A 12,190-nucleotide genomic window follows, 5' to 3' on the forward strand; every position below is an offset into this window, starting at 1 on the left:
CCTGGTCTTTTTACTTGTCTAAATTTCCCCATTCTAAAGACTTTTTAGGTATAATGTAATTATGAATAATAAGATTTTGGAACAGTTAGAATTTGATAAGGTTAAAGAACAAGTAGCCGGCTATTTACAGACCGAACAAGCAAAGCAAGAGTTGGCAGCACTTGAACCCATTAGCCAATTGGAAAAAATAGAACATTCCTTTGCAGAAATGGAAGACATGGCTGCTATTTTCGTTGAGCGCCATCACTTTGCTATTGGTGCCTTAAAAGATATTTCAGACAGCGCACGGCGTTTAGAGTTAGAGGCTGATTTGAGTATCCCGGAACTTTTGTCGCTGAAAAAACTATTACAGTTGTCTGCAGAAGTGCATCGCTTTTACGATGATTTAGAAAATATTGAGCTCAAAGCCTTGCATCTCTTGTTTGAGAAGATTGCCATCTTCCCAAGTCTTCAGGGAAGCTTACAGGCTATCAACGATGGGGGCTTTATTGAAAATTTTGCCAGTCCAGCTCTGGAAAAAATTCGCCGTCAGATTGCTGAAGAAGAGCAAGCCAGTCGTCAGATGCTTCAAGATATTGTGAAAAAGCAGTCTGATTACTTATCAGAGGCGCTCATTGCTAGTCGAAATGGCAGGAGCGTTTTGCCGGTCAAAAATACTTATCGCAACAAAGTAGCTGGAGTGGTTCATGATATTTCTTCTTCAGGTAGTACTGTTTATATCGAGCCACGAGCTTTGGTGCAAATGAACGAAGTCATTACTCAGCTACAAGCCGATGAACGCCATGAATTGGTTAGGATTTTGCGTGCCTTATCCGATATGCTAAGACCTTATAGTGATCAATTACGCAATAATGCTTGGTTACTAGGGCATCTTGATTTTGTGAGGGCCAAATATTATTACATGCGTGATTACAAGGCTACCATTCCCAAGATCTCCAAGGACAAAAGTCTACATCTTTTGAGTGTTCGCCATCCTCTGCTGACAGAAGCAGTTCCTAATGATTTACAGTTTTCAAAAGAGTTAGCCGTTATTGTGATTACAGGGCCTAATACCGGTGGTAAAACCATCATGCTAAAAACCCTAGGGCTCGCTCAGTTGATGGCGCAGTCTGGATTGCCTATCTTGGCTGATAAGGGCTCAAGGGTAGCCCTCTTTAATGAGATTTATGCTGATATCGGAGATGAGCAGTCCATCGAACAAAACTTGTCCACCTTCTCCAGTCACATGACCCATATCGTCTCCATCTTAGACCAAGCTGATCAAGACAGTTTAGTTCTGTTTGATGAGTTGGGGGCAGGAACAGATCCACAAGAAGGGGCTAGTCTAGCTATGGCCATATTAGAGCAATTACGCTTGACCTCTATTAAAACCATGGCAACGACTCACTACCCAGAGTTAAAAGCCTATGGTATTGAGACAGACTTTGTGGAAAATGCCAGCATGGAATTTGATAGTACTAGATTGAAGCCCACTTATCGCTTTATGCAGGGGGTTCCGGGACGCTCTAATGCCTTTGAAATTGCTAGCAGGCTTGGCTTAGCTCCTCATATTGTTAAAGAAGCTCAAGAAATGACTGATACTGATAGTGATGTCAATCGCATCATAGAACAATTAGAGGCACAAACCCTTGAAAGCCGCAAGCGTTTGGAACACATCAAGAGTGTGGAACAGGACAATTTGAAATTCAACCGTGCGGTTAAAAAACTCTACAATGAATTTTCACATGCTAAGGACAAGGAACTGGAGAAAGCGAGCCAAGAGGCTCAAGAAATTGTGGACATGGCTCTGACAGAGAGTGAGGCGATTCTTGAAAAACTACATGATAAAGCAGAACTCAAACCTCATCAAATCATTGAAGCTAAGACAGAGTTGAAAAAATTAGTACCAGAGCCTAACCTATCTCAAAATAAGGTGCTTAAAAAAGCCAAGAAATTAAGAGCACCACGAGTTGGAGATGGTATTCTTGTGACTGCCTATGGTCAAAGGGGAACCTTGGTTAAGCAGGTGAAGGACAAGAAATGGGAAGCTCAGGTTGGCTTGATTAAGATGACTTTGAAAGAGGATGAGTTTACCTTAGTTAAAACCAGTCAGGAAGCTCAAACGGCTAAGAAAAAAACAGTTCACGTGGTCAAAAAAGCCACCTCTGCCGGTGGACCAAGAGCTCGCTTGGATCTTAGAGGCAAACGTTATGAAGAAGCTATGCAAGAATTAGATGCTTTTATCGATCAAGCTTTACTTAATAATATGAGTCAAGTGGACATTGTTCACGGTATCGGAACAGGGGTGATTCGAGAAGCTGTCACTAAGTATCTACGTCGCCATAAACAGGTGAAAAGTTTTGCCTATGCCCCTCAAAATGCAGGAGGCTCAGGTTGCACGATAGCTAATCTAGGATAAGAGAGGTGATGGATGCGTATTAGAAATTATCAAGCGGGTGATGAGAAGGGTTGGATCTACACGAAAGCTCTAGCTTATCTATTTTCTCCGTTTTTTGATGACCGAGACAGCTTTAAACCGGAGCTTGATAAGGAAGTTTTTGAAGAAAGACTGGAACTAGTTGCTGAGGAAGATGGGCAGATTGTTGGTCTTTTAGATATTGACATTTATAATCAAGCCTATAGTAGAACTTACCGCTACGCTCCTGCCAATAAGGTGGCCTACTTTTCTAATTTGGCGGTCCATCCAGATTATCAAGGTCGAGGGATCGCGCAAGTCTTATTTGATACAGCTAAGAGAGTACTAAAAGAAAAGGATGTCGAGAAATTATCTATTTTTACCCGTGATGGCAATGCTGCTAACCACCTTTATCAAAAATGGGGAGGTCAGCTGGTCTGTCAAGATTGGTTGGTGATTGGGAATCCGAAAGCTCAACCAGCCATTCAATTTGGGGTGGATTTGGAAGCAGGAAGACTGCATTTGTCATCCAGTGATGGGAGTCATTGTTCCTATTATCAACGCGAGGGAATTTATGTTGTTGCAGATGAGGCATCGCTTGAACAATTTAATATTGAAAAAGTATATCAGGAATTTACTTATGTGATTGATTTGTTAGTAAACTAACTAAAATCTGCTTACCGTAGCAAATATTTTGAGAATCCTCATTTTTCTTGTACAATTAATTTATCATTTAGATAGAACGGAGAACAACTCAATGGTACAAATCGTTACAGACAAAACATTTGAAGAAGAAACAAAAGAAGGATTGGTTTTAGTTGACTTTTGGGCAACTTGGTGTGGACCTTGTTTGATGCAAGCGCCTATCCTGGATCAATTGTCTCAAGAACTAGACGAAGATGATTTAAAAATTGTTAAGGTGGATGTGGATGAAAATCCAGAAACAGCACAAAAATTTGGAATCATGTCTATTCCAACCTTGCTCTTCAAAAAAGATGGTCAAGTTGTTAAACAAGTAGCAGGTGTTCACACGAAAGCTCAAATTAAAGGCATCATTGATCAACTAAGTTAAGCTTAAAAAAATGAGTTTCTTTCAAAGAAACTCATTTTTTACTGTCTAAATAGGTTGCAAGCATTTTCTTCTGAGGAGTCGCCATGGGGTAATTGGCCATTTCTTCTAGGCTAAGCCAGAGAAGTTGATGGTTTTGAGTATCCTGAGGGTGATTGACTTGGCCAGAGATGGGCTCAATACTCCATTTTTGATGGCTAAAGGTATGTTTGACAAGAGGAAAACTGTCAGTTGTCCAAGCTGCTTCTAATCCATAAGTCTGTTCAAACTGTTTTTTTTGTGAGATAACCTCCAAGTCAGCTTTGCTATTGTTCTCAAATAAATCTAACTGTTGGCTGATAAGATCCGTCTCAATCAGAGGAAAGGACCAAAAACCACCTAGTAGACGACCTTTAGTGTTCTTTTCTAGGAGAAATCTACCCTTTTGATCTTGGATAATAAAGGCTTGACAGAAAATGGGTCTTGGTTTTTTCTTGGGTAATTTGATCGGATATTTATCGTAGCTACCGTTTAAATAGGCTGCATTAAAAGAGCGAATAGGTGACTCATCTGGTCGAGGAGCTTTTGCCGATTCAATGTCAGTTCCTAAATCCATAAGAGCTTGATTGAAATCCCCAGGACGATCGGGATCAATGAGAATTTCCATGATGGCTTGGAAAATTTTTCGGTTTTTGGGATCTCCGATATCATAATCGACTTCAAAAAGTCTAGCCATAACACGCATGACATTGCCATCTACAGCAGGCTCTGGCAAATCAAAGGCGATACTTGCGATGGCTCCTGCCGTATAGGGACCGACGCCCTTTAAACGACAAATATCTTGGTAAGAAGACGGAAAATTCCCTTTAAAATCAGACATGATTTGTTGAGCAGCCACTTGCATATTACGAACTCGTGAATAATAACCAAGCCCTTCCCAAGCCTTTAAGTGTTTTTCTTCTGGGGCATTAGCTAAGTCTGCAATTGTTGGAAACCAAGATAAAAAGCGCTCATAATAAGGAATAACGGTTACCACTTGAGTTTGTTGCAACATTATCTCAGACACCCAAATGTGGTAGGGATTTTTAGTCCGTCTCCAAGGGAGGTCACGTTTTTCTTGATCGTACCAAGCTAGGAGGGTTCGACGAAAGGAAGCAATTGTATCTTGATTCCACATCTTTATGCCATAGTCTATTAAATCAATCATAGCCTTATTGTATCATATCTTGATGAAAACTTTTGAAAAGAAGAGTTATCAGACTTGCCAAAACTTTTTCTATTTATTACACTAATATTAGTTGAAAAGAGTTTTTTTGTTCTTATTTTTTAATTAAACTAATACCTTCAATCAAGTGTTAAGCTTAAAAAATGGTAAAAAAGCCATTATTAAGAGATGACTAATACATCCAACGAGAAGGTTAATAGGAGTTTTTAGGCATTTCAAGTAAAGTATGGTCTTATTGTAGGGGGTGAGTGGTATGTTTCTTAAAATTAGAAATATGATTGATCGGTATTCCTGGTTCTTTTTTGGAATGATGTTGCTGATATTGTTTCTAAGCTATCTATGGCCTCTTCATTACTACTGGGAAGGTGTCTGTGTTGAATATTTAATCATGACGAGAGTGTTCCCACTCATTGGTATTTTGCTGGTCTTGATTTCTATTTTATTTCGAAAACTCAATTTATTGATGCTGGGCTTGCTATTTTACTTTGCTTTATGGATTAAGATTCTCTTGGCTTTCTCAGTTTTACCCAATATGTTAGGATTTTAAGATGAACTTTAGGAGGGTGTGACCTGCTAAAGTTTTTATTTTTTTAAGAAAAAACATCAAAAGCTTGACTTCAGCAGGCGCTTACATTATAATATAACTATAAAGAAGGATGACAGATGACACAGATTTATTAGGAGGCAATCTTATGATGAACGGACATGTCGCACGGTATAAGAACGGAGATTGAGAACTCCAAAGAGGTAGGCAAAACCAACTTTACAAGAAAAAGAAAAAAGTGATCACTTAACATAAACTTATTGCCATAACTGGCTGTAGGAGCGCTCTAGACAGTATAAGTTTGAAAAATCTCCAATATTGAAAGGTGTATATTATGCTAAAACTCAATATAGGACGTTACAAAAACGGAGACTAGTTATTGTCATCAGTCATCCTTAATAATTGTTATTGGCACTCAGGGAAACTGTAGTTATTTTTGTTAGCTTATTGTCGCTCAGGGATTAATACTTTTCAGTTAGAGGAGGATCTTATGAACGTAGCAAGATATAAGAACGGTGACACAGTGGGCTATTGTCTAAAATAGCTAAGGAAGTGACTCCGATGTAAACGAATATAGCTTAAGAATAATTCATTATTTAAAAGATAACCTTTTAAAACATTTCATTTTTAAAGAAGAAAGGGGATTGCCTATTAGTAAACACAATCGAATCTCCTCTTATAGGGGCAACTTGGTAACCAACTCCTTATGAAATGATAAAGGGAGAAATCACTTAATTAGAATACGTGTTGAACACCCACAAATTATGTGGGTGTTCTTTTTTGAGAAAAGCTCAGTTTAGACTTGCCTTAATTCTCATTTTTTAGTATACTAGTGATCTGTGAGCATACCTCACTTACCTAAATCAAGTGGTTTAGGTCATTAGACCAAAAGGAGGAAAAATCAATGGCTAAATACGAAATTCTTTATATCATTCGTCCAAACATTGAAGAAGAAGCTAAAAACGCTTTGGTAGCACGCTTTGACTCTATCTTGACTGACAACGGTGCAACTGTTGTTGAATCAAAAGACTGGGAAAAACGTCGTCTTGCATACGAAATCAACGATTTCCGCGAAGGACTTTACCACATCGTTAACATTGAAGCGACTGATGCTGTAGCTCTTAGCGAGTTCGATCGTCTTTCAAAAATTAATGGCGACATTCTTCGTCACATGATCGTTAAACTTGACGCTTAATTCCAAAGAAGGTAGTTTATGATTAATAATGTAGTACTAGTTGGTCGTATGACCAAAGATGCCGAACTTCGTTACACACCAAGTCAGGTAGCGGTCGCTACTTTCACACTTGCTGTTAATCGCACCTTTAAAAGTCAAAATGGTGAGCGCGAAGCAGATTTCATCAACTGTGTTATCTGGCGCCAACCGGCTGAAAATTTAGCTAACTGGGCTAAAAAAGGAGCTTTAATCGGAATTACAGGTCGTATTCAGACACGTAATTACGAAAATCAACAAGGACAACGTGTTTATGTAACGGAAGTTGTTGCAGATAATTTCCAAATGTTGGAAAGCCGTGCTACACGTGAAGGTGGTTCATCTAGTTCTTATAATGGTGGTTTTAATAATGGACCATCACATAACAACTACTCAGCGCCTGCACAACAAACACCTAACTTTTCTAGGGATGATAGTCCATTTGGAAATACAAATCCAATGGACATTTCAGATGATGATCTACCATTCTAAGGAATGGATTTGGATTAAATGAATTGAATACTATAAAGGAGATTACACATGGCTCAACAACGTCGTGGCGGATTCAAACGCCGTAAAAAAGTTGACTTCATCGCAGCTAACAAAATTGAATATGTTGATTACAAAGATACTGAGCTTCTTAGCCGTTTTGTTTCAGAAGGTGGAAAAATTCTTCCTCGTCGTGTTACTGGAACTTCAGCTAAAAACCAACGTAAAGTAACAGCAGCAATCAAACGTGCTCGCGTTATGGCACTTATGCCTTACGTTAACGAAGATTAATTAAGAAAGCAACTCGTTATGGGTTGCTTTTTTGATGTCAAAAAAAGAAAAGACAAGGCTCACTGGGAGCTTTGTCTTTTGAAATCAATTTTATAGTAGAAGCTTAGTTTTTAATGGATTGACCAGTTCTTTTTTAGTTTTGATTGGGAGCCATGGCATTTTGGATATTGTATTTCTTTTGCAAGGCATATCGAACAGCGATAGCTGCTGCACCGATGATGACAAGAGCTAAAGGAGACAATTGTGGATTGAGCGATTGAGGAAGGAAGGCTGTAGCTGAATAAAGACCAAACCAAATGAACATAGCTAAGGCTAAACCGACGACAATTTTTAACCAACTAGGACATTGGCTTTTATCTTTGCCCATATGACGATAGATGAAGTAATAAGTGGCATACATCGATGCTCCTCCTCCAAAACCGAGTGCCAACAAGGAAACAAGTCCAGTCACCGTAGCATTGGTGTTAAAGAAAATCATAACGCCATTTAATAAAGCAACCATACCAATAAAAAGTAAAGAAGTGTCTAACCACATTAACCAAGGATTGGTATTTTTAGGAGTATTTTCTTTTTGGCTTAAAGACTTTTCTTGGCTAAATGAGGCTGCCCATACCGTAGGAGCTCCTAAAAAACTTCTTGCGGTAATGCCCTTCTTTTGATTTTCCAAAATCTGTGGTAATTCTTTCTCTAAAATAGCTTTGATATCTTGGTCTGTTTTGCCATCTTGGATAAGTTTATTAGTTGCGATGTGAATAAATTCTTGATTTTTCTTGGTTAATTCTTGTAAATCCATAGGGATTAATCTCCTGTTTGTTAGCTTTTAAAAGGGAAATGAGCAAGTATTTGGTTTAGAACCATTTTTTTCGGATGAAATAAATCACGACACACGAACTCAAAAGGGTTGAAATAAGGGCGACTACCCAAAAGCCATATTTTAAGTCATTCAGGGGCAGCCAGTTGTTTTGAAAGTTCATGCCGTAGGCAGAAAAAATAACAGTCGGAATATCCAAAGCCATGGTCATCAAAGCTAAGGTTTTCATAATAGTATTCTGATTGTTGTTGATGATTGAAGCGGTTGTTTCAGTCATGGCGTTTAAGACATTCTCATAAATACCAGCCATCTCGATGGCCTGTTGGGTTTCGATCAAGGTATCTTCAAGCAAATCTTCATCTTCAATGTATTTTTTTAAGGAACTAGTAGAACTAGAGAGTTTCTTGACGATACGTTCGTTGAATTTTAGAGATGCTTTTAAGTAGACGATAGATTTTTCAAGTTCCATCATGTCAATCAGTTCTTCATTTCGAGTGGCAGCTTCTAGTTGGGCTTCCAAACGATCGCTTTGACGGTCGATAGTTCTTAAGGCTGTCAGAAAGAGCTCAGCATTTCGGTAGAGAATTTGAAAAACAAATCGTGTCTTCATGAAGGTATAGAAATTTTTGACCCGACGATTATGAAAATGATCAAAAAGTGTCATATCGTGTAGACAGGTAGTGATAACAGCATTTTCTGTCACGATAATACCTAAAGGCATGGTGATGTAATAGCTTTTGTTGTTGCGTTCTTCATAGGTAGGAACGTCGACGATGATTAGGGTGTAATCGTCCTCAACTGCAATACGTGAGGTTTCTTCAACGTCCAAAGGAGCGCGCAAGTCAGAAATATCAATGTTAAATTGATCGGCAACAGCCATTGATTCTTCCTGGGAAGGGTTTACCAGTTTGATCCAAGCTCCTGGCTCGAATGTCTCTATTTCTTTGAATTCAATTGCCGATGAAAGAAACATTTGTTTCATGACAAGCCCTCCTTTTTTCATAGTTACTGGGTAGAGAGATAGGGAAATCCTTTTAAATTAAGGCTTTCAAACTCTTTTTCAGAAAAATTCTCAATACTTAACCATTATACTACAATATGGAAGCAACGTCCATTGACATTGCTAGTATTGGTTTTTTAGATGACCATAACGACTCTTTCTTAGTCAGAGAAATCAGCAAGAAAACGAGACCTGAGTTCTAGCGTGCTAGGATAATACGATATAGTTGCTTTTTTGATATAATAAAGGAAACTTCGGTTAGGGGGGATGCCTTCGGGCAAAACAGTATGCAAGACAAAATTCTAATACATGGAGCCAGGGCTCACAATCTTAAAAATATTGATGTAGAAATTCCTCGAGACAAATTAGTAGTTGTCACAGGGCTTTCAGGTTCAGGAAAGTCTAGTTTGGCTTTTGATACCATATATGTAGAAGGGCAACGTCGTTATGTGGAGAGCTTATCCGCTTACGCCCGTCAATTTTTAGGGAACATGGAGAAGCCGGATGTAGACTCAATTGATGGGTTAAGCCCAGCTATTTCCATCGACCAAAAAACAACTAGCAAGAATCCACGGTCGACTGTCGGAACGGTTACTGAAATTAATGATTATTTACGTTTGCTTTATGCGCGTGTTGGGACACCTTACTGCATTAATGGCCATGGGGCAATTACGGCTTCATCTGTTGAGCAAATTGTCGAGCAAGTTTTGGAACTGCCAGAATGTACCAGGATGCAGATCCTGGCGCCAATTGTGAGACGTAAGAAAGGTCAACATAAGACTATTTTTGAAAAAATTCAAAAAGATGGTTATGTGCGTGTCCGTGTTGATGGGGATATCTATGATATTTCAGAAGTTCCTGAATTATCTAAGAGTAAAATGCATGATATTGAAGTGGTCATTGACCGTTTAGTCAATAAAGACGGTATTCGAAGTCGCCTCTTTGACTCGGTTGAAGCGGCACTGCGTTTAGGAGATGGCTATCTGATGATTGATACCATGGATGGCAATGAACTTCTCTTTTCGGAGCATTACTCTTGCCCAGTTTGTGGCTTTACGGTACCAGAATTAGAGCCTCGTCTCTTTTCATTTAATGCCCCATTTGGTTCTTGTCCGACCTGTGATGGTTTGGGAATTAAATTAGAAGTTGACCTGGACTTGGTAGTTCCTGATCCCACTAAGAGTCTTCGTGAGGGAGCTATTGCACCTTGGAATCCCATCTCATCTAATTATTACCCGACCATGCTTGAGCAAGCCATGACACAGTTTGGCGTTGATATGGATAGGCCTTATGCAGATTTGAGTGAAGAAGACAAACAGTTGGTTCTTTACGGTTCTGGTGATAGGGAATTTCACTTTCACTATGTCAATGACTTTGGTGGTGAACGTAATATTGACATCGTATTTGAGGGTGTCGTTACTAATATCAATCGCCGCTATCATGAAACCAATAGTGATTACACGCGCAATGTCATGCGAGCTTATATGAATGAATTGACTTGTGCTAGCTGTAATGGCTACCGCTTGAATGATCAAGCCCTTTGCGTTCGCGTAGGAGGTGAAGATGGTCCAAACATTGGAGAAATTTCAGAGCTTTCCATTGCAGATCATCTGGATTTGTTAGCTAACTTGACCTTGAGTGAGAACGAAGCGACAATAGCTAAACCTATTCTAAAGGAAATCCAGGACCGATTGAGTTTCTTAAAGAATGTGGGACTTAATTATTTAATGCTGTCACGCGCTGCAGGAACATTATCTGGAGGTGAGAGCCAGCGGATACGATTGGCGACTCAGATTGGATCTAACCTTTCAGGAGTTCTTTATGTTTTGGATGAGCCGTCTATAGGCCTTCATCAAAGAGATAATGATCGCTTGATTGACAGTCTTAAAAAGATGCGGGATTTAGGAAATACTCTGATTGTGGTCGAGCATGATGAAGATACCATGATGCAGGCAGATTGGCTCATTGATGTTGGGCCAGGTGCAGGAGAATTTGGTGGGCAAATTATTGCCTCTGGAACGCCTAAGCAAGTAGCACGCAATCGTAAGTCGATTACAGGTCAATACTTATCAGGTAAAAAATCCATTCCAGTGCCCTTGGAAAGACGGCAAGGCAATGGTCGTTTCATTGAAATAAAAGGGGCTTGTGAACATAACCTTCAAGATTTAGATGTTCGTTTTCCTTTAGGTAAGTTTATCGCAGTGACAGGCGTTTCGGGTTCGGGGAAATCAACCTTGGTCAACAGTATTTTGAAAAAAGCTGTTGGACAGAAATTGAATCGAAATTCTGAAAAACCTGGTAAACACAAGTCTATTACAGGTATTGAACATATTGAGCGCTTAATTGACATTGACCAGAGTCCGATTGGAAGAACGCCAAGGTCTAACCCAGCGACTTATACCGGTGTTTTTGATGATATCCGTGACTTGTTTGCGCAGACCAATGAGGCTAAGATTCGTGGTTACAAAAAAGGACGCTTCTCCTTTAATGTCAAAGGCGGTCGTTGCGAAGCTTGTTCGGGTGATGGTATTATCAAAATTGAGATGCACTTTTTACCAGACGTCTATGTTCCGTGTGAGGTTTGCCATGGCCGACGCTACAATTCAGAAACGCTAGAAGTTCATTACAAAGAAAAGAATATTGCTCAGATTTTAGATATGACAGTCGATGATGCCCTAGACTTTTTCTCAGCTATTCCTAAAATAGCGAGGAAAATTCAGACCATCAAGGATGTGGGGTTGGGTTATGTCATTCTGGGGCAACCTGCCACAACCCTCTCTGGTGGTGAAGCTCAGCGGATGAAATTGGCTTCTGAGCTTCATAAACGCTCAACGGGTAAGAGTCTTTATATATTAGATGAGCCTACAACGGGTCTTCATACAGATGATATTGCCCGACTCTTGAAAGTGCTGGAGCGCTTTGTGGATGATGGCAATACCGTCCTTGTCATTGAGCACAATTTGGATGTCATTAAAGCAGCTGATTATATTATAGACTTAGGTCCAGAAGGCGGTGTTGGCGGTGGCCAAATCATTGCTACTGGGACACCAGAAGAAGTCGCACGAGTTAAAGAAAGCTACACCGGTCACTATTTAAAACATAAATTATTTTAAACGTTGAAATTCCTATGTTTTAAAAATTATAGGAATTTTATATTTTGAAAGAATGATAATCTGT

The 12,190-nt window shown here is 39.4% G+C and carries 10 protein-coding genes; 7 read left to right on the forward strand and 3 right to left on the reverse strand.

Translation table 11 applies throughout. The annotated features are described in order from the left end of the window. Positions 1-61 precede the first annotated feature (61 nt). The 3 genes from STRIC_RS00925 (at position 62) to trxA (ending at position 3,467) form a co-directional block, all read left to right on the forward strand. Positions 62-2,398 (forward strand): endonuclease MutS2, encoded by a 2,337-nt coding sequence (locus STRIC_RS00925; protein ID WP_008087331.1) that lies wholly within the window; start codon positions 62-64, stop codon positions 2,396-2,398. A gap of 12 nt (positions 2,399-2,410) precedes the next feature. After that, complete coding sequence (locus tag STRIC_RS00930) at positions 2,411-3,061, forward strand: GNAT family N-acetyltransferase (protein WP_008087192.1); 651 nt, start codon at positions 2,411-2,413, stop codon at positions 3,059-3,061. A 91-nt stretch (positions 3,062-3,152) separates the two neighbouring features. Next, complete coding sequence (gene trxA, locus STRIC_RS00935) at positions 3,153-3,467, forward strand: thioredoxin (RefSeq protein ID WP_008087052.1); 315 nt, start codon at positions 3,153-3,155, stop codon at positions 3,465-3,467. Between the two features lie 31 nt (positions 3,468-3,498). Here trxA and mutY read toward each other — a convergent pair whose 3' ends face one another. After that, positions 3,499-4,650, reverse strand: coding sequence for an A/G-specific adenine glycosylase (gene mutY / locus STRIC_RS00940; RefSeq protein ID WP_008087350.1), 1,152 nt, complete (start codon positions 4,648-4,650; stop codon positions 3,499-3,501). A gap of 1,466 nt (positions 4,651-6,116) precedes the next feature. Between mutY and rpsF the strand changes: the two genes are divergently transcribed. From rpsF to rpsR, 3 genes are read left to right on the forward strand one after another with little or no spacing between them, the layout of a single operon-like run. Then, entirely contained in the window at positions 6,117-6,407 is a 291-nt protein-coding gene (gene rpsF / locus STRIC_RS00950) for a 30S ribosomal protein S6 (RefSeq protein ID WP_008086984.1), read from the forward strand. Positions 6,408-6,425: 18 nt separating this feature from the next. After that, positions 6,426-6,914, forward strand: a complete 489-nt coding sequence (locus tag STRIC_RS00955; protein WP_008087060.1) for a single-stranded DNA-binding protein — start codon at positions 6,426-6,428, stop codon at positions 6,912-6,914. Positions 6,915-6,962: 48 nt separating this feature from the next. Next, positions 6,963-7,202: a 30S ribosomal protein S18 gene (rpsR, locus tag STRIC_RS00960; protein ID WP_008087046.1), complete on the forward strand. Its 240-nt coding sequence runs from the start codon at positions 6,963-6,965 to the stop codon at positions 7,200-7,202. 133 nt (positions 7,203-7,335) lie between these two features. Here the strand turns inward: rpsR and STRIC_RS00965 are convergent, their stop codons facing one another. Then, positions 7,336-7,995 (reverse strand): DUF1129 domain-containing protein, encoded by a 660-nt coding sequence (locus STRIC_RS00965; protein WP_008087126.1) that lies wholly within the window; start codon positions 7,993-7,995, stop codon positions 7,336-7,338. Between the two features lie 55 nt (positions 7,996-8,050). After that, entirely contained in the window at positions 8,051-8,995 is a 945-nt protein-coding gene (locus STRIC_RS00970) for a magnesium transporter CorA family protein (protein WP_008086989.1), read from the reverse strand. 305 nt (positions 8,996-9,300) lie between these two features. On the opposite strand from STRIC_RS00970, the gene uvrA reads away from it, so the two are divergent. Further along, positions 9,301-12,126 carry an excinuclease ABC subunit UvrA gene (gene uvrA / locus STRIC_RS00975; RefSeq protein WP_008087330.1) on the forward strand — a complete coding sequence of 942 codons (2,826 nt, stop codon included), beginning with the start codon at positions 9,301-9,303 and terminating at the stop codon, positions 12,124-12,126. Positions 12,127-12,190 lie beyond the last annotated feature (64 nt).

This window comes from Streptococcus ictaluri 707-05, from assembly GCF_000188015.2.
GTDB classification, from domain to species: Bacteria; Bacillota; Bacilli; order Lactobacillales; family Streptococcaceae; genus Streptococcus; species Streptococcus ictaluri.

Excerpts from the sequence above, each read along its gene's own strand:
- STRIC_RS00925 (WP_008087331.1), top strand. The coding sequence starts at position 62 with ATGAATAATAAGATTTTGGAACAGTTAGAATTTGATAAGGTTAAAGAA.
- STRIC_RS00930 (WP_008087192.1), top strand. The coding sequence starts at position 2,411 with ATGCGTATTAGAAATTATCAAGCGGGTGATGAGAAGGGTTGGATCTAC.
- trxA (WP_008087052.1), top strand. The coding sequence starts at position 3,153 with ATGGTACAAATCGTTACAGACAAAACATTTGAAGAAGAAACAAAAGAA.
- mutY (WP_008087350.1), bottom strand. The coding sequence starts at position 4,650 with ATGATTGATTTAATAGACTATGGCATAAAGATGTGGAATCAAGATACA.
- rpsF (WP_008086984.1), top strand. The coding sequence starts at position 6,117 with ATGGCTAAATACGAAATTCTTTATATCATTCGTCCAAACATTGAAGAA.
- STRIC_RS00955 (WP_008087060.1), top strand. The coding sequence starts at position 6,426 with ATGATTAATAATGTAGTACTAGTTGGTCGTATGACCAAAGATGCCGAA.
- rpsR (WP_008087046.1), top strand. The coding sequence starts at position 6,963 with ATGGCTCAACAACGTCGTGGCGGATTCAAACGCCGTAAAAAAGTTGAC.
- STRIC_RS00965 (WP_008087126.1), bottom strand. The coding sequence starts at position 7,995 with ATGGATTTACAAGAATTAACCAAGAAAAATCAAGAATTTATTCACATC.
- STRIC_RS00970 (WP_008086989.1), bottom strand. The coding sequence starts at position 8,995 with ATGAAACAAATGTTTCTTTCATCGGCAATTGAATTCAAAGAAATAGAG.
- uvrA (WP_008087330.1), top strand. The coding sequence starts at position 9,301 with ATGCAAGACAAAATTCTAATACATGGAGCCAGGGCTCACAATCTTAAA.